Here is a 22592-nt window from a genome sequence, read left to right as displayed (position 1 = left end):
CGAAAGGACTCAAACCCTGATTTCAGGGGTGGTGCACTTCAAAGTTCAAGGGGCGACCGAAAGAATGAGTGGAAACCCCCTCAATCTGATTCTTTACGGCCCCCCTGGAACCGGAAAAACCCATTGGCTCAATAGTCGAACTGAAGAATATTCTGGCAAAAAACAAACTCCGTCGGCAGAAACTCTAAGCAGAAAGCAAGACCAAACTAGAGGAAATTGGCTTCGTCAAGAATTTAAGTCATCTAACCCACAGTGGCTAAGCATAATCATCGGAGTACTGTACTTGGAAACAAATGCAACACTCACCGAAATCTCAGAACATGAGTACATTCGTATAAGAAAACCTATGACGAACAACAAAAACATCCGCAACTCAATATCTACATACCTCAGAGAACATGCTGCTGAAAATTCAGAAGTCATTCAGGCAACCAAATACGACCGTCCACCTTTTGTATTTGATCAGGATTCCAACAAGAGATGGTATCTTGTCAATGACTGGGAAGAGGAATGCGATAAGGATCACAAGTGGAGACGGCATGTGGAACTTGCCAAAAAATGGAAAGCCGGACCAAAGCGGGAATTGCCCGACGAACGATTCGAAGGTGAACAGGATCATGAGCCCAAAAAGCATGATCAGCGATTCGAGTTTGTGACCTTTCATCAGGCGTACAGCTACGAAGACTTCGTCGAGGGTATAAGACCTAAGTCAGATAAAGACGGAAACGTGAAATACGGGGTCGTTCCTGGCGTATTCAAGCGAATCTGTCAGAAAGCAAAAGTGGACCCTAAACAGCAATACGCAATTTTTATTGACGAGATAAACAGGGGAAATATCGCCAGCATATTCGGAGAACTCATCACCCTGCTTGAAACGGACAAGAGAGTGACATACGGAGAAGACGGATCGCCAAAGTCAGGTATGATGCTGACTCTTCCTTATTCGGGGGAAAAATTCGGGGTCCCGGCCAATCTGGATGTTTACGGCACCATGAATACGGCCGACCGCTCGATAGCTCTTCTTGACACTGCCCTGCGTCGCAGGTTTCAGTTTGAAGAACTCATGCCGGACTCAGGCGTGATCGAAGGCTCATCTGATGGCAGGATAAAAGACGACAAGGGAGGGGAAATTGATCTTCGCAAGCTGCTTGAAGCGATAAACAGCCGGATACGCTTTCTCCTGAGCAGGGATATGACCATCGGTCATTCTTACCTTATCAGGGTACGTAATTTTGACCAGCTTAAAGACGTGCTGCTTTCCCGGATTATCCCTCTCCTCCAAGAGTATTTTTACGATGACTGGCACAAGATTCAACTCGTATTCAGAGATGTAAAAACAGGTCGAGAAAAACCCGAGCCGCATGAAACGCAGATTATAAAACACGAAATAGTAGAAGGAAAAAAAGTCTTCGGATTTGAGAATGATTTTGAAGACTCAACTGAATATCGGGTAGCCACTAAAGACGAGATTACTCCAGACGCAATCAGGAAAGTATACGAAGAAAAAAACAACACCTAATGTCTGAAGTAATTACCGTCATTGAGCACAAATCGGTCCCCATCGTCCGCTCCCCCGCAGGTAGACAAAACGAGCTTGGAGAAAAACACGCAGAGCTTCTCGGAAAACTCGAAGGAAAACTACCGACAAAAGCCTGGTCGTGGGGAAACAGGGAAATAAAATTCGCATCATACTGTGGAGTAATTTCTCTTGGGGATTTATCCATAGAGATTCTGCCCAAGATTCATGACATAAAAGCGGATGATGTCGAATCTAGCCGGGAAGTTCTTGTTCGCATGCTCTACAGAGCGCGGTACCTGAAACTCACCAAGGCGGGTACTGCGGGAATTAATCTCCAGAAGCGATTCCTCCTCGACATATTCATACTGCACTTCTGCGACCAGCTTCATGCCCAGCTGACGCGCGGAATGATCCAGAAATATATCCGTCGCGAAGAGAATCTGAACGTGCTGCGCGGGAAGCTTAAAATCGGGGAGCATCTCAAGCGGAATCTCGCCCACGGGGAACGGCTTTTCTGCCAGTACGACGAATTAAGCGCGGATAACGTTTACAACCAAGTTCTGAAACATGTACTGGCAATAATGCTTAAAAAAGCTAAAGGAAGCCGACCGCAGCGGCATGTCTCGGAACTTCTTGCGCGATTCGAACCCATAAGCGACTTCGCCACGGACGTCACGGCGGCGGTTAACTCTCTGAGTTTTGACCGCATAACTGACAGGTACAAACAGGTATTCGAGCAGTGCGGATTTTTCCTCAGAGGATTCTATCCAGGCGTTACTACGGGGGAGAAAGACTGTCTTGCACTTCTGTTCGATATGAACAGGCTGTTTGAGGCTTATGTCGGAATGGAGCTTCGTGAAGAGACAAGAGGAAAAAATATCAGCATAGGAGAACAAGGACCTCAAAAATCTTTCGCCAGACGGGAAGATTCCGGTAAGTCGATTTTCATGATGAAGCCTGATTTCTCATTTCTGAACAAATCTGGAAATCCGGTTGCCATCGCCGATGCAAAATGGAAAGTACTGGACAGCGAAGAACAGAAACTGGGGATAACGCAGTCAGATATGTATCAGATAGGAAGCTACGCTTCAAGGTACGGAGTCAGGAATCTTGCCCTGTTTTATCCTATGCAGGAAAAATTAACGGAACGAATTAAACTGACACTTCTCAAGGAACATGAAGAAGTTCCGACAACTCTTCATGTAATGCCGATTGATATCAGTGGAAACAGACAAAACGAGTTTGCTTTCTGGGAGGAAAACCGGGAACCGACATTACAGGGAAAAACCCAGTAATCAAATAAATGCGTAAAGTTGAAGTCATTGCATTCCGGTCACTTCATGATTCTTGACAGACAAAACTTTAGCGTTGCTGTAGATGGCGGAAACTTTGCACTCTAAGAAAAGGAGCCAATTCATTATCCCCGTGACGACTTGCCCGCGGGGCAAAGTTTTCTGGAAAGTCTCTTCAGCCATATAGAAAAAACGTGACAGACTACGGGTTCAGACCGGCGGGACAAAAACACTCCGCCACGGCAGATCAGGCGAAAACCATCACTCTCCCGCCCGGGCCCTCGCTATCCTGAGCTTTTTATCAAGTTCCTCTCTTTCCGAAGCTTCTGTGTCCTGAAGCTCATCAAGTTCCCTCTGAAAGACCTCGGCGTCTTTTCTGGCGGCCACGACGTCAACCTCTTCGGGATTCTCCGACTGGTCGGTAAGAATACTGATGGCGTCATCCTTTACGTCCGCGAGGCCACCATGGATTATAAGAGTGCTTTCTCCCGACTCCTCGGTTTTGAACCTGAGTCTTCCCGGAAAAAGCACAGAAAGAAAAGGCACGTGACCCGGCAAAACACCGAATTCCCCCATCTGGCCGGGGGCTACCAGTTCCTCTACCTCGCCGTCAAACACGAGTTTTTCCGGGGTTATGATTTTGAGTCGCAGTTTTTCAGCCAATTTTCAGATCTCCCGTCAGGAGGCGATTGCCGTCGCCTTCTCGCGTACTTCGTCAAGACTACCTACCATATAGAAAGCCTGTTCGGGAATATCATCCATGCTGCCCGAGATAATCTCGCCGAAAGCTTCTATGGTCTGTTTGATGGGAACGTACTTTCCTGGGGTGCCCGTAAACTGCTCGGCCACGTGGAAAGGCTGCGAGAGATACCTCTGGACCTTTCTGGCGCGTGCAACCGTGAGCTTATCCTCTTCTGAGAGTTCGTCCATACCGAGAATCGCGATTATCTCCTGAAGCTGCTTGTAGCGCTGCAGAACTTCCTGGACTTCCCTGGCAACCCTGTAGTGCTCGTCTCCGACTATTCTCGGATCAAGAATGTTCGAGGTCGAGTCAAGTGGGTCAACAGCAGGATATATTCCAAGTTCGGTCAACTGCCTTGAGAGAACGATGGTTCCGTCAAGGTGCGCAAAGGTAGTCGCGGGAGCAGGATCCGTAAGGTCGTCCGCAGGAACGTAAATCGCCTGTACGGAGGTAATCGAGCCTTTTACGGTCGAAGTAATTCTCTCCTGGAGTTCCCCGAGGTCAGTCGAGAGAGTCGGCTGGTAACCAACAGCAGAAGGCGTTCTTCCTAGAAGAGCCGACACCTCGGAACCCGCCTGGGTAAAGCGGAAAATGTTGTCGATGAAAAGAAGGACGTCCTGACCCTGGGTGTCGCGGAAATACTCGGCGAGCGTAAGCGCCGTAAGGGCAACCCTGGCTCTCGCTCCCGGAGGCTCGTTCATCTGTCCGAATATGAGTCCCGTGTTCCCGAGAACCCCAGATTCCTTCATCTCCCAGTAAAGGTCGTTTCCTTCTCTGGTTCTCTCTCCCACTCCGCCGAAAACCGAGTAACCGCCGTATTCTTTGGCTATGTTATGGATGAGCTCCATCAGCAAAACGGTCTTGCCTACTCCTGCTCCGCCGAAAAGGCCGATTTTCCCGCCCTTAAGAAAAGGAGCAAGAAGATCGATAACCTTTATGCCCGTCTCGAAAAGCTCCATTTTGGTGCTCTGCTCGACGAACTCGGGCGCGGGACGGTGAATGGGCCAGCGCTCCTCGGTCTCTACGGGACCAGCTTCATCTATTGGCTCTCCGACCACGTTGAGCAGTCTGCCGAGAGCTTCCTTGCCGACCGGGATTGTTATTCCATCGCCGGTGTTAAGGGCATCCTGTCCTCTTTTAAGCCCCTCGGTCGAATCCATGGCGATGCATCTTACGCGGCCTCCTCCTAGCTGCTGGGCGACCTCCAGAACCAGGTTCCACTCGGTTTCCCCGAGGGCCGGATTCGTTACCTTAAGAGCCGTGAACACGGTGGGAAGAGCTCCCTCCGAGAATTCGACATCCACCACCGGACCCGTTACCTGAATTATTTTCCCGATTCCCGGATCGGCGCCGTTTGCCGCTTCGGCACCTTTGCCGCCTGCCGTAAACGCTGATTCAATACTCATTTCTACTCGTTGCCTCCTTTCCTTTGAGCTTCCGTACCGTTAACGATATCCATAAGCTCCGTTGTAATGATCGCCTGCCTGGTCTTGTTAAAAAGCAGGGTAAGTTTTGTTATTACCTCGTCCGCGTTGCTTGTTGCGTTTTCCATCGCGGTCATGCGCGCCGCGTGCTCGCTCGTGAGCGACTCGTTCATGGCGCGCTCGATTCTCACCTGAACGTATTTCGGAAGAATCGAACCTATTATCCGTTCTTTCTCCGGCTCGAATATGTAATCTGAAGAACTTTCCGCACCACCATCGTCGGTTTCCTGCGCCGAAAGCGGAAGAAGTCTCTCAAAAGTCATCCTCTGGGAAATAGCGGAAACAAAGTGGTTATACGCAAGTACTACTTCGTCGCTCTCCCCGACCCTGAACTCCTCTGTGAGCGCCGCGGCCAGTTCCTCCGAGAATTTCCGGGAGTTCCTTTCATTGACTCCTGCGTAGTATTTGCCTGTGCCGACCCCGCTTCTCGAGAAGTAATCCCGTCCCCGTCTTCCGACGAAACTCAGTTTTATGTTCCCGAAAACCCCGTTCTGCTCCTCAACATAGCGCTGCATGTTTCTTATCAAGGCACTGTTAAAACTTCCGCACAGCCCCCTGTCGGAAGTAAAGAACAGAACGTGCAGGTTCGTTTTTTCCTCCGGGACCCGAAGAAGGGGATGATCCTCCGATTCTGAAAGCGCAGCCACGTTTAAAACCACATCGCGGTACGCATCAGAATAAGGCCTGTAGGCCATAAGAGCGGCTTGGGCCTTCTGCAGACGCACAGCGGCTATGAGCTTCATGGCGCCCATTATCCGCCGCGTGCTTCTTACGCTTTTTATCTTTGTCGTTATCTGTTTAAGGCTCGGCATTATCCTTTCCCGCTGCTATATCAGGCAAGCTCGCCCAACTGGTTTTTAAGCTCGTCAAGCGCTGCTGCGAGCTTTTCCTCAAGTTCGTCCGAAACAACTTTCTTCTCTTTTATCTCCGCAAGGTACTCAGGATGCTTCGATTCCATAAAAGAGGAAAGCTCCCTCTCGTATTTTCTCACTGCGAATACCGGATAGTCGTCAACATAGCCGTTTGTAACTGCAAATATGATCAGGATCTGCTTTTCAACCGCCTGTGGTTCGTACTGATCCTGCTTGAGGGCCTCGACAAGCCTGCTTCCGCGGGCAAGCTGATTCTGTGTTACCCTGTCAAGATCGGAAGCAAACTGCGCAAACGCCTCGACTTCCCTGTACTGGGCAAGCTCAAGCCTCAGGGTTCCGGCAACGTTTTTCATCGCTTTTATCTGAGCGCTTCCTCCCACCCTTGAAACCGAAAGACCGACGTTAATGGCGGGCCGCACACCCGAGTAGAAAAGATCGCTCTCAAGGTATATCTGCCCGTCGGTGATGGAAATCACGTTCGTGGGAATGTAGGCGGACACGTCACCGGCCTGGGTTTCGATTATCGGAAGCGCCGTAAGGGAACCGCCTCCGTCCTCGTCTCTCATCTTGGCGGCGCGCTCAAGAAGCCTCGAGTGAAGATAGAAAACATCTCCGGGGTAAGCCTCGCGTCCCGGCGGTCTCTTTAGAAGAAGTGAAAGCTGGCGATAGGACCACGCGTGTTTAGTCAGATCATCGTATATTATGAGCGCGTGGCGGCCGGTGTCTCTGAAATATTCTCCCAGGGCACAGCCGGAAAAAGGAGCAAGGAACTGAAAGGGAGCCGGGGTGCTGGCCGTGGCGGAAACTATTGTCGTGTATTTCATGGCGTCGTGTTCCTTGAGCTTATCGACTACCTGAGCCACGGTTGACTGTTTCTGTCCTACGGCAACGTATATGCAGTGAACATCTTCTTCTCTTTGGTTTATTATCGTATCGATCGCGATAGCGGTCTTTCCGACCTGACGATCTCCCAGAATAAGTTCTCTCTGGCCTCTTCCTATCGGTATCATGGAATCAACGGCCTTAAGTCCCGTCTGAAGGGGCTCGTTTACCGACTGGCGGTAAATAACTCCGGGGGCCTTCACCTCGATCTGCCTTGTTTCAGCGGCGGCTATTTCTCCGAGACCATCAATCGGTCTTCCGAGAGCATCGACCACCCTTCCACCGAGAGCGTCTCCGACAGGCACCTCGGCGATGCGTCCCGTTCGCTTTACCATTCCTCCTTCGCTCAGGTGGGAATCCTCTCCGAAAAGAGCGACACCGACATTATCCTCTTCAAGGTTAAGAACAAGTCCGGTGATTCCGCCGTCAAACTCGACGAGCTCTCCCGCTACCGCCTGATCAAGACCGTAAACCCTAGCGATACCGTCGCCGACGGAAATAACCGTCCCGACTTCTTCGGTATCAACTTTCCGTTCATAGCCCTTTATCCTGTTTCTCAGAATCTCGCCTATACTCTCTGCTCTTAGTTCCTGCATTACTAGCTCCTTTGGAATTATTCGGGTCAGGACGGAGAAAGAACACCTCTTATTCTCTCAAGCTGCGTCCTGACGCTGTTATCGTAAACCTTGTCACCCACCTGCGCTTTTATTCCGCCTATCATGTAAGGATCAACCTTAAGCGACACCTCAACCGTTTTTCCGGTCGCCGCACGAAGCGCCGCACTGAGTCTCTCGACGTCGTTTTGGCTAAGATCTCTGGCCGAGGTAATTTCGGCCGTTACTTTTCCAACCGCTTCGTCAAGTCTCGCGAGCACGGCTTCCCTTGAGCCGAGAAGCGCCGAGACCTTCTCCATCTCCAAAACCAGCAGAAAAAATCTTCTCGTAATCTCAAGAGAAGACACCGCCTCGAGGAAATCCCCCAAGACCGCCTTTTTCTCCTCTATCGAAAACACCGTGCTTAAAAGAACATCTCGAAGCTCGCCCGAATCGGCGACCCGCTCAAAGAAACTCTCCATATTGGCTCTTACGCCCGAAAGTTCGCTTTGATCCGCAGCGGAATCCACAAGCGCCGAGACGAGATCTCTCAGTGTCGCAACTGTTGCCATTTTCCTTCCTCAATCATTTTTACAAAATCGTCGACCGAATCGGTCGTAAAACCCGTATCCACCCGCTCCTTTATCATCTTTTCGGCAAGCGCAAGCGCCGAGTCGACCACTTCGGACTGTATCTCGGAGACCGCCTTTGTGGTCTCAAGACGAATCGTGTCCTCAACCTCTTTTTTTATCATCTCGCAGCTTTTCTCCGCCGCGGAGACAAGCTCATCCCTTTCATTCTCACCCTGTTTTCTTATATTTTCCTGAAGAGCCGCTATCTCCGAGGCAACCGCGTCAAGTTTCGCCGAGTATTCCTCAAGCGTCATTTCGGCCTGCTCGGCAGCAGCAGCAGCACGGTCCACCTCTGAGCGGAGTCTTTCCTTCCTGTTTTTCAGAAAAGACAGAAAAGGCTTTCTGATAAGATATATGATAAGGGCCATAAGAAGACCCAGGTTAAGGGCATGTTTTATTACGAACGCCCAGTTGAAATGGCTATCCAATTAGTGGCTCCCCCGGAAAATTAAAATCCGCAGCCGACATCATCCCTACGCCCCCTTCTTCCTCAAGACACGGTTGCTTATCTCCGCTGCAAGCGATTCTATCTCGCCCTGCAGGTCCGCCCTTATCTTCGCAGTCTCGCTCTCAAGAGTCCCTCTCGCTCCCTCGAGTTCCGCCTGGGCGGCCTCCCTCGCCGAAAGAAGCATCCTTGAAGATTCACCCTGCCCCTGCTGGCGGAGTTCGTTTCTTGTCTCGGTAGCCTGTGCCCTCGCCTCGGCGATTTTCTCGTTGTACTCGGCAATGGCACCCTCGGCCTTGCGAGTCATCTCCTCGGCTTCCCTGAGCGTGCCCGCGGTAAGTTCCTCTCTTCTGTCCCAGACCCCGATAAGCGGGCGGAACACGAGTCTGTTAAGCAGAAAAAGCCCTACCAGAAAAATAACAAGTTGAATTATCAGGGTTTCATCGACACTCAGCATGTTCTCAGCGGCATCTGCCGAGGGAACAACCGTCAGGGCGAAGATCGCGGCGTATAAAAATGTCCTAAGACCGTAGAATCTCATGATTAACCTAGTTTTAAGATTATTCGCTAGACCGTGTTTTCGGCCAGCTTACGCTCCTTGCTTTCGCTTTCGAACATCCATTTTAAAAGCGGAGGCACTATAAAGGTTGTCAGTATTACCATAGCCGTGACGGCGGAGAAAAGATCGGTTTTGAAAACGCCGTGCACAAGACCGATCTTCGCGAAAATAAGCCCAACCTCACCTCTTGGGATCATTCCGACGCCAATTATACTTTTTCTTATGCCTTTTTCATAGACCACGTAACCGCTTACGTACTTCCCGACAACCGCCACCACGAAAAGAATTAAAGCGATTGATATTACCATAATATTTTCAGATACAAAGGGGTTAAATACAGAAACATCCACGGCGGCTCCTACCATCACGAAAAATATCGGGGCGAAAAAGTGAGAAACGGGCTTTATACCCCCTTCAATAGCCTTGAACTGATCCGTTTCACGAAGAACCAGACCGGCCGCAAAAGCCCCCACTATGGGAGCTAGAGAAAAAAGATTTGAGCAGTAGGCATAGACAAAACAGAAGGCTATTGCCATGATCCAGACCAGATTGTTTCTATCGATCCGGGCGAAAAACCCGAAAATCCTGGGAGCGATAATTCTGCCGAGGACTATGGAAACGGCAAGAAAACCGAAGGCTTTCGCGGTTATAAAGGCCACCGAACCGAAGGTGATCCCTTCCGTTCCCGCGCCTCCTGATTCAAAAGAACTTACTATGCCGCTTACGATTCCAAGAATTATAAGCCCGAGCACGTCGTCTATTATGGCGGCGGTAAGAACTATCCTAGCCTCTTTTGTCTGGAGCCGCTCAAGATCTGAAAGAACCCTGGCAGTGATTCCGACGCTCGTGGCAGTGAGCGTCGCTCCGGTCACTATGGCCACGAGCCCGACCATATTGGCTTCAAGGCTGAGTATGGCGAACTTCTGGAAATAAATTATGCTGAAATATCCAAGCACAAACGGAAGCACCACACCGACTATGGCTACGAGCGCCGAGACCGGGCCCACTTTTATCAAGTCTATTAGCCTAGTCTCAAGGCCTATTTCGAAAAGAAGAAGGACAACCCCTATTTCAGCTAGCAAGTGAAACACATCGTATCCGACCATGCTTTCTGTAGAAGGAATAAGCGCCAGGACGCTCGCGCTCAGAACTACCCCGGCGAGAAGCTCCCCGAGAACCGAAGGCTGTCCGATTTTTTCTGCCAGCCGACCGAAGGCCTTGGCGAAAACAAGAATTATCAGGAGATAAAGAATGAAATTTTCTACTGATAAATGCTGTACGTATTCCATTGTCTCATCTTGGGGAGATTTGAGAGTTCTGTCAGATTAAAAAGCAGTTTACTATCACAAAACGGGCACACTGTCAAAAAGATTTGCCTGCTCTTACAAAATCTCGGGAAATCCGATCGCTACGATACAACCGGCGCACGACGAATATTCCAAGTTCTCACCCCAGGTGATCCCCACATATCAGCTTAGGGTTAAAAGAACTTTGCATTTTCCGAATTTACCGACATATTTCCCCGTTTATGAAACCATTTAGAAAAACGAAAATAATCTGCACCGTAGGCCCCTCCACAAGTTCGTACGAAATGCTGATGAAAATGTACGAGGCGGGTATGGACGCCGTGCGCCTCAATATGTCGCACGGCACTCACGAAAGCCACCTTGAAGTAATCAAGACGGTGAAATCCATAAACAGGGAAGTTGAAGACTCAATCGCCCTGATACTTGACACTCAGGGACCGGAGATCAGAACCGGGGTTCTGCAAAGCGACCTGCATATAAACCAGGGAGATGTAATTACAGTGTCCGTAAGACCTGATGACGTTGAGGAGTCTTCAATTCATATCAATTACGAAGATATTATCAACGAAGTTCAGATAGGAGAGAAAATAACCGTGGACAACGGTCTCATAAACCTTGAAGTGCTTGAGAAGGACCACGGAACCATGAAATGCAGAGTTATCGACGGCGGAACCATGAAGAGCAAACGCCATGTCAATCTGCCCGGGGTAAAAGTCAATCTTCCTTCAATAACGGACAAGGACAAGGCGGATATAGAGTTTGGAGTCAGAAACGAAGTCGATTACATAGCCCTTTCCTTTGTGAGGGAAGCACAGGATGTTTTGGAACTCAGAGAACTGCTGGGAGCCGACGGAGAGGGAATTAAGGTCATCTCTAAAATCGAGGACCAAGAAGGGGTGCGAAACGTAGAGGAAATCGTCGAGGAATCGGACGCGGTTATGGTTGCTAGGGGAGATCTCGGTATCGAGATGAGCATTGAGGAATTGCCGGACGTACAGAGAGTGATAGTCGGCAAATGCCAAGAGAAAGGCAAAAGAGTGATAGTCGCCACCCATCTTCTCGAATCAATGATCGATAACCCGATTCCTACCCGGGCGGAAGTAACGGACGTCTCAAACGCGGTCTACGAGGAAATTGACGCGCTTATGCTCTCGGGTGAAACAACAACCGGAAAACATCCCATAAGGTCAATAGAGCATCTCGGCAAGATAGCCTTAAAGGCGGAAAGTCTCACAAGTCTGCAAATGGGCAAGCTTCTTGTTAAGCAGGATCTCAAGCAGCATATAGCGGCTTCAGCGGTTGAACTCGCCGAATCAATTAACGCCAAATGCCTGATCGTAATAACGAAAAAAGGGTTGATGGCTCAGTTGACAACAAATTGCAGGCCGGCCAAGACACCTATTCATGCGGTAACTTTCGACGACAGGATAAAACGGCAGCTCTGTTTGAACAGGGCCGTAACCGCACATCTTATGGAAGAATCCGAAGATCCCGAACAGAGGATCGAAGAAGCCTTTAAGCTTCTGAAACAAAAACAGGTATTAAATCCGGGAGACCGCGTTGTGCTCGTATCCGACGTCATCACGACCGCCGGCATAGACTCAATCCAGCTGCGAGAAATAGGATAAAAACCCTTGATCCCGCCTAAAGCAAAATCGCGCACACAGCCGTAATAATAAACGCGCCGATAAAATTAAGCACTATCCCCTTCCTCGCCATCACCCTAGCCGGGAAAGCTCCTGTACTGAATACCACAACGTTCGGCGCAGTGGCAACCGGAAGCATGAACGCGCAGCTTGCGCTCATTGCCGCGGGCACCATCAACAGCGCCGGTTCAATATCCATCGCCATCGCGGTAGCAGCCAGAATCGGCATCATCAGAGTTGTGGTTGCGGTATTGCTCGTGAGTTCCGTGAGAAAAGTAATCGCAAGGCAGATAATGGCCAGTATTAAAACGATATCCAAAACGCCAAGGCCAGAGAGAGCCTCGCCGAGTGCGACGCTTAACCCGGACGAGATAAAAGCCTTTGCAATCGCGATACCGCCACCGAATAGAATAAGCATTCCCCAAGGGATATTGCTTGCGGTATCCCAGTCAAGAAGCCTGCCTCCTCTGCCGTTTGGCGCGAGAAACATCACTATGACGGCCGTAAGCGCTACGCTGGCATCAGTGGCTCCCGGAACCCCGAACCAGGTTTTCCAGCCGCCAAACGGCTCGCTGCGCGTCATCCAGGCAACCGCAGTGAGCAGAAACACGGCCAGTACGCGCACCTCGTGAGCACTCCACTTCCCCACTTCCGGCATGGTGAAGCTGCCTGAACCGCTAAGATTCCGAGTTAGGTAGAACCCAATTATGGGAACGAAAATCACGACAACCGGAATTCCCCAGCTCATCCAGGTGAGAAACGGGATTTCCACCCCAGTATTCTGGAAATAAATCTCGCTGAACACCAAGTTGGGGGGAGTTCCTATCGGCGTTCCGATGCCTCCGACACTCGCCGCGTGTGCTATGCCGAGCAACAGTGGCACCGCTAACGCTTTGTCCTTGGCTTTCTCCAGCACAGCTATGGCCACGGGGAGCATCATAAGAGTGGTGGCGGTGTTTGAAATCCACATGCTTAGCACCGCTGAGGCGGCCATGAAACCAAACACCAGCCGCCTGTTGCTTGATCCCCCGAAAAAATTAACCATGGTAAGCGCTATGCGCCTGTGGGCACCGCTTCCCGCCATTGCCGTCGACAGTATGAATCCGCCGAGAAGCAGTAATATAAGAGGAGCCCCGTAGGATTCGCTGATTTCCCTCGGAGAAAGAACACCCAGAATCGGAAACAGCGCAAACGGCAACAAGGAAGTTACAGGAATAGGCACGGGTTCAAAAATCCACCACACCGCGCATACGGCGGAAACCGCGGCAGTCCAGCACGCATCACTCTCCCATCCAAAGGATTTTAACGTGAAAAAAAGAATTGCGCCCAAAACTGGACCGGCAACGAGAAAAAAGAGAGGAAGTCCGCTGGTCGGAAACTGTTTTTTTCCGCACATCTCAGCAATCCACGTCTCTCAGCACCTTTTCTATTTCGTAACCCGCAGCGATGGTTGCAACCTTGGAAACAAGATCAAACGCCGACGGAATCCCGTTTGCAAAGGAGTCTTCACACGGCAGAAACTCCATACCCTTTGAATTAAGGTTCTCAAGTTCGCCCCGAAGAGGGTTAACCCTGTAGAACATCCCCGCCACCTGGGATTCGACAAGGTAAACGACAGGCTCGCCGACAAGACCGTCCCCAACGCGAAGCGATGTCGGCACACCCTCCTGTATGACCACGTCCCGAACCGGCACTCCCCCTTTTGAAACCCGCATCCTCTTCCTGTCGCGCGAGTTCATCTGCACTATGCTTTGCGGATCGATGACACTCGCAACAGCCATGCCGTAGGTCCCCGAATTGCTTTTGACGAAAAGTGAAGGCTCGTGATCTATGCCTCTTTTCGAATACTCGTCTCTCACCCTTGAGAGAATTTCTCCGGCCCTTTGGGAAACCCGCTCCCTGTCCTCGGGAAAATCGAAATCCACCCCGCTTTCCAAGACGGTTTCAACCGACATCACCCAGGGATCCACCTCCAGTATCTCGGCAAGTTCGCTGCAGAGACGGTTATAAAACTCAAAATGCACGTCCTTTTTTCTCGCGTGCCACCCTATTTCAACGGGCGGCAAAACAGGCTGGCGCAAATTGTGCAGGGTTTTCGGACACTTCTCCGAAAAATCGTTGTTTATCATCACGATATCGGGAACGAATCCGTCTATCATCGCCGAGCCCTCTTCCTGAAAAACCCGCTTCGCCTCGATTACCTGACCGCTTGCCGAACTGAACGAGACGGTCTCCCTTCGAAATTCCTCGTTCGCAATGCCGACGCACACTTCGTAGCCCTCATCCTCCAAAACGGATTTTATTACCCAGACATTTTCCCAGTAGTAGGCGTTTTTGGTATTGAGCTCGGGAACCAAAAGGATTTTTTCGGCGCTCGGGTACCTGGAAAAAAGATATTCCCTGAAGAGCTTTCCCGCGTTTTTCCTGAATCCCGCAGAAAGGTTGTTAAAGCCTGCGGGAAAAACATTGGTGTCTATAGGGGCAATCTTATGCTCGGAGAAACGCAGGTCAACGGAACTGTAAAGCGGTACCATCACCTTTTCGCAATGGAACTCCATCCAGCGGGAAATCTCCCCGCGTTTGCTAGCGATATTTCTTTCAAGCTGCTCTATAAGCATCGTACGCCAGATCAGGCCCTCACGACGAAAGTTCCGCAGAGACGGTCGCTGAGAGTCTTACGTTGCGGGTCAAACATCGAAAGCGCAAAACCCGTGAAAACAGTGGTCACAGAAAAAATCCAGCCGACCCATCTGAGCAAATTCGTCTGAAACCCGGCAGCAGAGCCATCCCGCATCACCACGCGGATACCCGCAACCGAGTTTCCAAGAGTCGTCCCGCACCAGGAGGGAAGAAAAATGAAATACGTGGTCGCCAGCACGTAAGCAGAAAGACATATCCACCCCCATATGGAAACAAATTCTCCGAAGCCCGGGAAAAAAGTTTCTCCGATGAGATTCGCCCCCGAGAAAAGCACGGCTGCGGCAACGCAAAGAGTAAACAGAAAATCGACAGAAAATGCGAAAAGTCTCTCCCCGAAGGCCGCGGGAACCATCCCGTGGGGCAGGGGCGGTGGACTCTCTTTTTCTATTTGCTCTTCTTGTTCCGCGATCTCCTCGCCCAGATCTCTTTCAAAGACAAGAAAATCCTCAAGTTCGCCCTCGGGCAACCCTTCGTTTTGAGGATCGCTCGCAGGGCTGAGTTCAAATGTCGCCCCAACTGTCTTGACCCCGGCTAGAACATCGTCGGCAACGGGCTGCACGCTCCTGTCAATAACCACCTCCGTGCTCAACTCGTCTTCATAGAGATACTTGAAAATAGGTACGGGAGACAGGACGGCCCCGCATTTCTTGCACTCCTCAAGATAATCAAAGCTCGTGTAGCCGCACTCAGGACATTTCATGGTGGGAACCCCGCCGAAGCTACATCCCGGAACTTTCAGACTTCAGGGAAAGTCGATAATCCACGGCGTTTCTAATCGCTTTCATGTTGGCTCCTCCCGAAATCACAAAGCCGTCAACCACGAATGTCGGAGTGCCGCTTACCCCGATCGATCTGCCCTCATCCATTTCCGAAGCGACCCTTCGCTTGGTTTCCTCGGATTCAACGCACTGATTGTATTTTTTCATATCGACCCCGAGTTTACGCGCCATCTCCGCAAAGGTCTCTTTGGCGTCGGCAACCTTTATTTCACCCTGCTTTTCAAAAATGGTGTCATGGAGCTCCCAGAATTTGTCGTTTGCCTGGTCGTACACGCAAAGAGAGGCGATCGAGGCATCCTCGGCCCACTTGTGAAACGAAAGCGGGAACTGCTTGTAAAACAATCTGACTTTGCCTTGGTAGTCCTTGAGAAAGTCTGCGACCTCGTTTGCGGCCCTGGCACAGTAGCCACATTGAAAATCCGAGTACTCAACCACGGTTATCGGGGCATCGGGATTTCCTTTTGAAGGAACATTCTCAAGAGAGATTTTCTGGGCTGTCTCGGCTGCCGGATCTTTGTCGAGACTTTCAAGCCTGCCGACCATTATTGTTTTGCGGTCGCCTGAAACCAGAATCGGGACCTGTCCACCTTCTGAGGCAATAAACCCTTGCCTGACTCCCTTAACACCCGTTTCCTCCATCTCATTCACCTTTACGATGGGCACGTTGCCCATTATCAAAAACTTCCCGTCACGACTTACAAGAAACGGGAAGCTCCGGCTTTTGCCGTCAGGAAATCCGACTTCGTAATTGCCCTCTTTGAATTCTTTCATCTCGGAATCTTTCCCCTTAACCGCCTTTACCGTAAAGCCAGATGGGAGATAAACCCCATAGCGGTTCTTGAAGTGGTGCTCAAGTTTTCCGGGGTCAACATTATCGAGCGCAAAGAGAGTCGCGGGGGAAAGAAAAACCGCCGCCAGGATCGCTAAAACAGCCGTCGCAAAAACAGATTCTCTCGCCTTTCGGGCAAATACTTCTTTTCTCATTTTGTGGAAACTCCTTGCCAGTTATGATTCGCCGAAAACGGTGGCGAAGATATAGTCTATGTTTTTTAGATCTTCTTCAAGTTCAAAACACGAATCTATCTCTTCATCCGAAAGGATACCCGTTATCTGCGAGTCGGTTTTCAGCAGATCCCGGAAATCCTTTTTTTCCTCCCAGCACTTCATGGCGTTTCGCTGCACGAGCAAATAGGCCTCCTCCCTTGAAAGGCCCTCTTTTACAAGCTTAAGGAGAACCTTCTGGGAAAAAACAAGTCCCCGGGTAATCCAGATGTTGCTCTCGAGCTTGTCGGGATAGACCCGCAGGCCCTCGATCAGGCCGCAGAGCCTCTCAAGCATGAAATCAACAAGTATTGTTCCGTCGGGACCTATGACCCTCTCGACGGAGGAGTGACTTATGTCCCTTTCGTGCCAGAGGGCTATGTTTTCAAGAGCCGCGACAGAGTGGGACCTTACTATCCTTGAGAGTCCGCAGAGGTTTTCCGAAAGCACAGGATTTCTCTTGTGCGGCATTGCGGAAGATCCCTTCTGCCCCTCGGTAAAAGGTTCTTCCATCTCTCCTACCTCGGTTCTCTGGTAATGTCTTATCTCGGTAGCAATTTTCTCCACCGAAGCCGCTATGAGAGAAAGACAGAGAAAATACTGCGCGTAAATGTCTCTTTGTATCACCTGCGTCGATATCCCCGCAGGACGGAGCCCCAGCAACTCGCACGCGTAACGCTCAACCTCCGGAGTTATATTGGCGTAGGTGCCGACGGCGCCCGACATCATCCCCACGCTCACGGCGTCCCGTGCCGAATTCATTCTCTCAAGATTCCTTCTCATCTCGTCATACCACAGGGCAAACACCAAGCCCAGAGTTCTGGGTTCGGCGTGTATACCGTGGGAGCGCCCGATCATCGGAGTATCCTTGTAGTCAAACGCCTTTTTGCGGAGAATCCCGAGCAGCTTCTCAAGACCCCCGACTATCAGTCCGCCCGCATTGCGAAGCTGTATAGAAAAAGCGGTATCAAGAACATCTGAAGAAGTCATTCCGAGGTGAATGAACCTCGAATCATCTCCTACGTACTCGGAAACGCAGGTGAGAAAAGCCAAAACGTCGTGCTTAAGTTCCCTTTCAAGCTCGGCAATTCTTTCTACGTCAAAGGCGGCTTTTTCCTTTATGCTGGATAGAGAGTCGGCAGGGATCTCCCCGTAGTGCGCCCACGCTTCGCACACGGCGAGTTCCACCTCGAGCCAGATGCGGTAGCGGTTCTCATCCGACCATATCTGTGACATTTCCTCTCTGGAGTACCTTGAGATCAAATCGTTATAACCTCCCCGGCCGCGCTTCGCGGAGCCACGGCCAAAGCGACACGGCCTTCAGCGCCTTTTCGGCGCAGAACTTCAAGCGAGCACCCAAGCGCCATCTCGGGAGTGTTGTTACTCGCACTTAGGTGCGCCAGCAGAACGTATTTTAACCCGTCGTGCAGAACATCGCCCAGAAGGGATGCTGACTGATCATTTGACAGGTGCCCGTGCCCCCCGCTTATTCTCTGCTTGAGGTACGGCGGGTAGGAACCCGAGAAAAGCATTTCCCTGTCATGATTCGATTCGAGAACGAGGGCGTCGCAGTTTTTAAGGCTTTCCCTCACAAGCGCCGTGGGTTTCCCTATGTCGGTAACTATGCCTACTTTGACGCGGCCATCGGTTACGGTGAAACCGACCGGGTCGATGGCGTCGTGCGCCACCGAGAAGGGAGTAAGCATAAGGTCGTTTATACGAAACGATTCTTCTGAGTCAAATTCCCTCAGTTCCTCTATCCCGCCATTGGGCAAATGTGAAGTCTTGGCACTGTTTCCGTTATTGCGTCCGTTTCTTTTTCCTTCCCAGAAACCAACGGTTTCACCCGACACGTAAACAGGCACTGCGGACATTCTCCCGACAGCTCTTGAGTGGTCCTCGTGCTCGTGCGAAAGCACCACAGCGTCAAGATCGGTCACAGCTATACCCATATCCCCGAGACTCCGCGAGATCCTTCGGAAGCTAATCCCCGCGTCAATCAGTATTTTCGAGTATTTCGACTCAAGATAAAGCGAGTTGCCAGAACTGCCGCTGGCAAGAGTGCAGAATTTCATCATGTTTCGTCCACGCGAAAACCCGGCTGTGTGGAAAATCAAAAAACCGGCGCATTTCGCCCGGAATACAGTAATTATAACTGACCAGTAGAAATCGGTGAAAAACCGCCGACCGTCTCCCCGAACCCGAAACGGAGAACTTGTTAAAACTCAAGCCTTCATATATTCTATAGTTGTTCCCTCGGAAGAGCCGGATTATTAATGAGACTCTCTATTACACTTTCCATAGCGTTTGCACTTGCTGCGTTTGCCCTCGGTCCCGACTACCTTTCACTTTCCCGCTCGGTTCTCACTGCCGTCGGCTGCGGGATATTCGCTTTTGTGGTTCTTGTGGGTTTCCGGATGCTTTTCAGGAAAGTCTCGCTTCGCCAGGCACTCGGAATGTCAGTCGGAATGCTCACAGCCATTTTCATATACCTCGCGCTGCTCACTATCCTTAACAGCTTTCCGCTAGCCGGGCCCCTGCTTCCCCATGTAAAAGCGGGAATCTTCTTGCTTCTCGTTTGCGTAGGTGCGGTAATAGGTTTTGACAAAACCTCCCTTGCCACGGCAGCATCCGACTCGTTTTTCAGGCAGCCGGAGGCGCTTGCCCCGAAAATACTTGACACGAGCGTCATAATAGACGGGCGCATCGCCGACATCGCCGAAACGGGATTTCTCCAAGGAGAACTAATAATACCCAAATTCATCATTCAGGAACTTCAGTACATAGCGGATTCCTCGGACCCCGCAAGAAAAACTCGCGGCAGAAGGGGGCTTGACATCATAAACAGGATGCAAAATGACATCCCCTTGATAAGCGTCAGCATCACCGATCATGACTTCGAACACATAAAAGACGCGGACATAAAACTTATTGAGCTCTCGAAGAAATTGAACGGAATACTGGTCACCAACGACTACAACCTAAAGAAGATTGCCGACCTCGAGAAAATCACCGTGCTTAACATAAATAACCTGAACCACGCTCTGAGACCCGTTGTGGAACAGGGGCAGACAATAAAAATAAGCCTCGTAAAACCCGGAAAGGAACAGCATCAGGCGGTCGGCTATCTCGACGACGGAACAATGGTGATAACGGACAACGCCTCAAGACAGATAGGAAAAGACGTGGACGTTTCAGTGAGAAGCATGGTTCAGACACCGACCGGAAGGATAGTTTTCGCAAAACTGAAAAAAGAGGGCTGACCCCGTGAGTACCCCAAAAGTCTCAGCCGTAGTGGCGGCCGCCGGTCTTTCTAAAAGATTCTCCACTCATGGGAAAAAGCAGTTCGCCGCACTCGGCGGAAAACCTCTTCTTACCTACTGCCTTTCGACTTTCGAGTCGAGCGGACTCATAACAAGCGTAGTGGTCGTAGTGCCCGAGGACGAAATTTCGCGCTCAAGGGAACTGCTCGAGAGCTTCGGGTTTGAAAAAATCACCTCGGTCGTCGCCGGGGGCGAAAAAAGGCATGTATCCGTAAGAAACGGTTTTCGCGCCACACCCCCGGACAGTGACATAGTGCTCATTCACGACGCTGCGAGACCTTTTGTCGATAACGACACGATCAAAAGAGTCATAGAGGGGTGCGACCGCACAGGCGCTTGCATATGTGCCGTTCCCGTTACAGACACGTTGAAGCGGGCACATGAGCCCGGACCGTTTATTTCGGAAACGGTTCCAAGGGAGAAGCTCTGGAGAGCCCAGACTCCGCAGGCTTTTCGCCGGGAGATACTCGCGGAAATCTATTGCTCAGACGGCATCGCGGATCTTGACGCGACCGACGAATCGGCGCTTGCCGAAGCAAAGGGAATAAGGGTAAGCGTGGTAGCGGGAGACGATCTTAACATAAAAATCACAACCGCAGCCGATTTCAAAATAGCTCAGCTTATCGTAAGCAAAGGAGAAGTGGTCAATGTACAGAATAGGAACGGGGTTTGACGCGCACGCGTTTTGCGAGGAAAGAGCGCTCATACTGGGCGGCGTTGAGATTCAGGGCTGCCGGGGGCTTGCCGGTCATTCCGACGCTGACGTGCTTTCCCACGCGGTTGCAGACGCTATTTTGGGAGCTATCGGCGAGGGAGATCTAGGGAAACACTTTCCGCCGAACGACCCGAAATACAAGGATGCTTCAAGCCTCTCAATTCTCTCCCGAGTCGCCCGGATGATGGCAGGCAAGGGTTACCGCATAGAGAATATTGATTGCACGGTGGTGTGCGAGGAGCCAAGAATCTCTCCTCACTCATCCGCTATGGAGGAGAAAATCGCCGATGCCCTGGGAATTTCGAGCGACGCCGTAAACGTAAAGGGAACTTCAACCGAAGGCCTGGGTTTTACAGGAAGAAAAGAAGGTATAGCAGCCATGGCTTCAGCGTGCCTAAGCCCGGATCCACCGAAACCATAATTCTTCGGAAAAGTTCCTTTCCGCTCTTGGAACTCAAGAGTTGGTGCAGTTACTCCGATCGAATCCGGTTTTAATGCCTCTACATCTTGCTATCGAGAAAATTCCTGAATGTGGAAATGTTGCTCTCGCGGGCCTCGGGCACAGTTCCCGTGAACACAATTTCTCCCTCGTAAAGAAACGCTATCCTGTCGGAAATCTCGTAGGCGGTGCCTATGTCGTGGGTAATGACGACCCCGGTTATCCTGAGCCGGTCTCTCATGCTCTTTATCAGCTTGGCAATCCTTTTTATATTGGGAGGATCAAGACCGGTCGTGGGCTCGTCGTAGAGAAGAATCTTCGGACGGGTGGCGATCGCTCTTGCAAGAGCCACTCTTTTTTTCATCCCTCCGCTCAGTTCCCCGGGGTACTTGTCTTCGATTCCCGGAAGATCGACCAGTTCGAGGTTTCGGGCAACTGCTTTTTTTATCTCCTCAGGGGGAAGGTCCGAATTTTCAATCAGGGGATAAGCTATATTCTCCTCCACGGTAAGCGAGTCAAAAAGGGCGGAGCCCTGAAACAGCATGCCCGTTTCCTTTCTTATTTTCACAAGTTGCTTCTCGTCCATCTGCGCCGTATCCTCTCCCAGAACCACGACCTTTCCGCTGTCGGGTTTAACGAGACCGTTTATCTCCTTTAGCAAAACGCTTTTCCCGACTCCGCTCTCCCCCAAGACGGTAATAATCTCTCCGCTTCTTACGGAAAGATTTATTCCCCTGTGAACAATCTTTCCGTCAAAGGACTTACACACGTCCGTCATTTCGATCATGTTTTCCGACATGGGAACCTCAGGAGTTTAAATTTACTTTATCGTAACTATATGTAAAAACGGGGGACAATTTTTGGTATAATCTACTGTAGAGAGTAAGTTATATGAGACTGTGAAGATATTCTGGGGTTTTGCATTATCCGGCGAAGCTTCCAGACCCAAGAAGGCAGTGGGGGAATGCGAGAATTGGTTTCGCTGGACTTGTCCAAAGAGATTCGAGATTATTCTTTTACAGCCTCAATTGCTTTTATAAAGGTGCAAACTATTTCAGAGTTGTAATTCAGGAGGGGATATTATGAAGGGCTTTCGAGGTTTCGTAATCACTTTAGGAGTAGTGCTGACTATAATGGCTTTTTTTCCGGGCATTTCCGCTTTTGCCGATGGGTCGCATGACGATCCTCAGACAACGGCTGGCGATGCGGCTTCTGCTAATGATCAAGCTACAATGAGGAGTTTCGTGCTGCACGCGAAACAGCATATAGATGATACTGTTGCAGAAAGCCGAAGCGCACTTTCGGCTCTCTACAGGGATATGAGGGCGGAAGGGATTTGGAGGCAAGATTCCGTCTATCTGATTGCCTTGCGTCTTAGTCGTGATGGTACCAGTACCGTGGCAAACCATGGCAAGTATACCAAATCCCTGTACGGGGCTTCACTGGCTGATCTTCCCACTGTAAAAACTCTTCTCGCGCTTGTACTACAACCAGGTGCTCCAGGAGGGCCGGTTTGTGAGCAATATGATATGGGTGGATCTATGAGGTGGAGTTGTGCCGTTGTATATAGTGTCTGTCAGAAAACCCCTTTCTCCGTCGATTTTCCGACAGAATTCCAGACG

22 protein-coding genes are annotated in these 22592 nt (G+C 50.6%); 7 read left to right on the top strand and 15 right to left on the bottom strand.

Annotated features, from left to right (window positions below; all coding sequences use genetic code 11):
• The first annotated feature begins 283 nt into the window (after positions 1-283).
• Both OXG10_03990 and OXG10_03985 read left to right on the top strand, forming a co-directional pair.
• A complete protein-coding gene (locus OXG10_03990; protein ID MCY3826530.1) occupies positions 284-1519 on the top strand; it encodes an AAA family ATPase in 1236 nt (411 codons plus the stop codon).
• Positions 1519-2814, top strand: coding sequence for a restriction endonuclease (locus tag OXG10_03985; GenBank protein ID MCY3826529.1), 1296 nt, complete (start codon positions 1519-1521; stop codon positions 2812-2814). Before OXG10_03990 ends, OXG10_03985 begins: the two co-directional genes overlap by 1 nt.
• A gap of 258 nt (positions 2815-3072) precedes the next feature.
• Here the strand turns inward: OXG10_03985 and atpC are convergent, their stop codons facing one another.
• Genes atpC through OXG10_03945 form a run of 8 tightly spaced genes read right to left on the bottom strand, consistent with a single transcriptional unit; the run spans position 3073 to position 10309 of the window.
• Positions 3073-3474 carry an ATP synthase F1 subunit epsilon gene (gene atpC, locus OXG10_03980; GenBank protein MCY3826528.1) on the bottom strand — a complete coding sequence of 134 codons (402 nt, stop codon included), beginning with the start codon at positions 3472-3474 and terminating at the stop codon, positions 3073-3075.
• Between the two features lie 15 nt (positions 3475-3489).
• On the bottom strand, positions 3490-4959 hold the full coding sequence (gene atpD, locus OXG10_03975; GenBank protein MCY3826527.1) for a F0F1 ATP synthase subunit beta: 1470 nt from the start codon (positions 4957-4959) through the stop codon (positions 3490-3492).
• A gap of 2 nt (positions 4960-4961) precedes the next feature.
• Positions 4962-5849, bottom strand: a complete 888-nt coding sequence (gene atpG, locus OXG10_03970; protein MCY3826526.1) for an ATP synthase F1 subunit gamma — start codon at positions 5847-5849, stop codon at positions 4962-4964.
• 20 nt (positions 5850-5869) lie between these two features.
• Entirely contained in the window at positions 5870-7387 is a 1518-nt protein-coding gene (atpA, locus tag OXG10_03965) for a F0F1 ATP synthase subunit alpha (protein MCY3826525.1), read from the bottom strand.
• A 26-nt stretch (positions 7388-7413) separates the two neighbouring features.
• Positions 7414-7956, bottom strand: a complete 543-nt coding sequence (gene atpH, locus OXG10_03960) for an ATP synthase F1 subunit delta (protein MCY3826524.1) — start codon at positions 7954-7956, stop codon at positions 7414-7416.
• A complete protein-coding gene (locus OXG10_03955) occupies positions 7935-8444 on the bottom strand; it encodes an ATP synthase F0 subunit B (protein ID MCY3826523.1) in 510 nt (169 codons plus the stop codon). Before OXG10_03955 ends, atpH begins: the two co-directional genes overlap by 22 nt.
• Before the next feature lie 45 nt (positions 8445-8489).
• Positions 8490-9002, bottom strand: coding sequence for an ATP synthase F0 subunit B (locus OXG10_03950; protein MCY3826522.1), 513 nt, complete (start codon positions 9000-9002; stop codon positions 8490-8492).
• A gap of 26 nt (positions 9003-9028) precedes the next feature.
• The gene (locus tag OXG10_03945; GenBank protein MCY3826521.1) at positions 9029-10309 is read right to left on the bottom strand and encodes a cation:proton antiporter; all 1281 of its coding nucleotides are present in this window, start codon (positions 10307-10309) and stop codon (positions 9029-9031) included.
• Positions 10310-10548: 239 nt separating this feature from the next.
• Between OXG10_03945 and pyk the strand changes: the two genes are divergently transcribed.
• On the top strand, positions 10549-11955 hold the full coding sequence (gene pyk / locus OXG10_03940) for a pyruvate kinase (protein ID MCY3826520.1): 1407 nt from the start codon (positions 10549-10551) through the stop codon (positions 11953-11955).
• Positions 11956-11971: 16 nt separating this feature from the next.
• On the opposite strand, the gene OXG10_03935 is transcribed toward pyk, so the two are convergent.
• Genes OXG10_03935 through OXG10_03910 form a run of 6 tightly spaced genes read right to left on the bottom strand, consistent with a single transcriptional unit; the run spans position 11972 to position 18571 of the window.
• The gene (locus OXG10_03935) at positions 11972-13369 is read right to left on the bottom strand and encodes an SLC13 family permease (protein ID MCY3826519.1); all 1398 of its coding nucleotides are present in this window, start codon (positions 13367-13369) and stop codon (positions 11972-11974) included.
• Between the two features lies 1 nt (position 13370).
• Positions 13371-14591 (bottom strand): glutamate--cysteine ligase, encoded by a 1221-nt coding sequence (gene gshA, locus OXG10_03930; GenBank protein ID MCY3826518.1) that lies wholly within the window; start codon positions 14589-14591, stop codon positions 13371-13373.
• Positions 14592-14602: 11 nt separating this feature from the next.
• Positions 14603-15373 (bottom strand): RDD family protein, encoded by a 771-nt coding sequence (locus tag OXG10_03925; GenBank protein MCY3826517.1) that lies wholly within the window; start codon positions 15371-15373, stop codon positions 14603-14605.
• A 19-nt stretch (positions 15374-15392) separates the two neighbouring features.
• Entirely contained in the window at positions 15393-16436 is a 1044-nt protein-coding gene (locus OXG10_03920; protein ID MCY3826516.1) for a thioredoxin domain-containing protein, read from the bottom strand.
• Between the two features lie 21 nt (positions 16437-16457).
• Positions 16458-17756, bottom strand: coding sequence for an adenylosuccinate lyase (purB, locus tag OXG10_03915; protein ID MCY3826515.1), 1299 nt, complete (start codon positions 17754-17756; stop codon positions 16458-16460).
• On the bottom strand, positions 17753-18571 hold the full coding sequence (locus OXG10_03910) for an MBL fold metallo-hydrolase (protein ID MCY3826514.1): 819 nt from the start codon (positions 18569-18571) through the stop codon (positions 17753-17755). Before OXG10_03910 ends, purB begins: the two co-directional genes overlap by 4 nt.
• A 198-nt stretch (positions 18572-18769) precedes the next feature.
• Here OXG10_03910 and OXG10_03905 point away from each other — a divergent pair, with 198 nt between their 5' ends.
• The 3 genes from OXG10_03905 to ispF are packed head-to-tail and all read left to right on the top strand — an operon-like array spanning position 18770 to position 20952.
• Positions 18770-19756 (top strand): PIN domain nuclease, encoded by a 987-nt coding sequence (locus OXG10_03905; GenBank protein MCY3826513.1) that lies wholly within the window; start codon positions 18770-18772, stop codon positions 19754-19756.
• 4 nt (positions 19757-19760) lie between these two features.
• On the top strand, positions 19761-20489 hold the full coding sequence (gene ispD / locus OXG10_03900) for a 2-C-methyl-D-erythritol 4-phosphate cytidylyltransferase (GenBank protein ID MCY3826512.1): 729 nt from the start codon (positions 19761-19763) through the stop codon (positions 20487-20489).
• A complete protein-coding gene (ispF, locus tag OXG10_03895) occupies positions 20464-20952 on the top strand; it encodes a 2-C-methyl-D-erythritol 2,4-cyclodiphosphate synthase (GenBank protein MCY3826511.1) in 489 nt (162 codons plus the stop codon). Before ispD ends, ispF begins: the two co-directional genes overlap by 26 nt.
• Before the next feature lie 79 nt (positions 20953-21031).
• Here ispF and OXG10_03890 read toward each other — a convergent pair whose 3' ends face one another.
• The gene (locus tag OXG10_03890; GenBank protein MCY3826510.1) at positions 21032-21769 is read right to left on the bottom strand and encodes an ATP-binding cassette domain-containing protein; all 738 of its coding nucleotides are present in this window, start codon (positions 21767-21769) and stop codon (positions 21032-21034) included.
• 283 nt (positions 21770-22052) lie between these two features.
• Between OXG10_03890 and OXG10_03885 the strand changes: the two genes are divergently transcribed.
• The coding region (locus tag OXG10_03885) for a hypothetical protein (protein MCY3826509.1) at positions 22053-22592 on the top strand (540 nt) is incomplete at its 3' end.

The sequence above is a fragment of the Candidatus Dadabacteria bacterium genome (genome assembly GCA_026706695.1).
Lineage (GTDB): Bacteria > Desulfobacterota_D > UBA1144 > Nemesobacterales > Nemesobacteraceae > Nemesobacter.
The sequence above is the reverse complement of the archived record's forward strand: the minus strand, read 5'-3'. Positions and strand labels throughout refer to the sequence as shown.

Excerpts from the sequence above, each read along its gene's own strand:
- atpG (MCY3826526.1), bottom strand. The coding sequence starts at position 5,849 with ATGCCGAGCCTTAAACAGATAACGACAAAGATAAAAAGCGTAAGAAGC.
- atpD (MCY3826527.1), bottom strand. The coding sequence starts at position 4,959 with ATGAGTATTGAATCAGCGTTTACGGCAGGCGGCAAAGGTGCCGAAGCG.
- OXG10_03920 (MCY3826516.1), bottom strand. The coding sequence starts at position 16,436 with ATGAGAAAAGAAGTATTTGCCCGAAAGGCGAGAGAATCTGTTTTTGCG.
- OXG10_03935 (MCY3826519.1), bottom strand. The coding sequence starts at position 13,369 with ATGTGCGGAAAAAAACAGTTTCCGACCAGCGGACTTCCTCTCTTTTTT.
- OXG10_03985 (MCY3826529.1), top strand. The coding sequence starts at position 1,519 with ATGTCTGAAGTAATTACCGTCATTGAGCACAAATCGGTCCCCATCGTC.
- OXG10_03890 (MCY3826510.1), bottom strand. The coding sequence starts at position 21,769 with ATGTCGGAAAACATGATCGAAATGACGGACGTGTGTAAGTCCTTTGAC.
- gshA (MCY3826518.1), bottom strand. The coding sequence starts at position 14,591 with ATGCTTATAGAGCAGCTTGAAAGAAATATCGCTAGCAAACGCGGGGAG.
- atpH (MCY3826524.1), bottom strand. The coding sequence starts at position 7,956 with ATGGCAACAGTTGCGACACTGAGAGATCTCGTCTCGGCGCTTGTGGAT.
- OXG10_03945 (MCY3826521.1), bottom strand. The coding sequence starts at position 10,309 with ATGGAATACGTACAGCATTTATCAGTAGAAAATTTCATTCTTTATCTC.
- atpA (MCY3826525.1), bottom strand. The coding sequence starts at position 7,387 with ATGCAGGAACTAAGAGCAGAGAGTATAGGCGAGATTCTGAGAAACAGG.
- OXG10_03910 (MCY3826514.1), bottom strand. The coding sequence starts at position 18,571 with ATGATGAAATTCTGCACTCTTGCCAGCGGCAGTTCTGGCAACTCGCTT.
- pyk (MCY3826520.1), top strand. The coding sequence starts at position 10,549 with ATGAAACCATTTAGAAAAACGAAAATAATCTGCACCGTAGGCCCCTCC.
- OXG10_03905 (MCY3826513.1), top strand. The coding sequence starts at position 18,770 with ATGAGACTCTCTATTACACTTTCCATAGCGTTTGCACTTGCTGCGTTT.
- OXG10_03950 (MCY3826522.1), bottom strand. The coding sequence starts at position 9,002 with ATGAGATTCTACGGTCTTAGGACATTTTTATACGCCGCGATCTTCGCC.
- ispF (MCY3826511.1), top strand. The coding sequence starts at position 20,464 with ATGTACAGAATAGGAACGGGGTTTGACGCGCACGCGTTTTGCGAGGAA.
- OXG10_03925 (MCY3826517.1), bottom strand. The coding sequence starts at position 15,373 with ATGAAATGTCCTGAGTGCGGCTACACGAGCTTTGATTATCTTGAGGAG.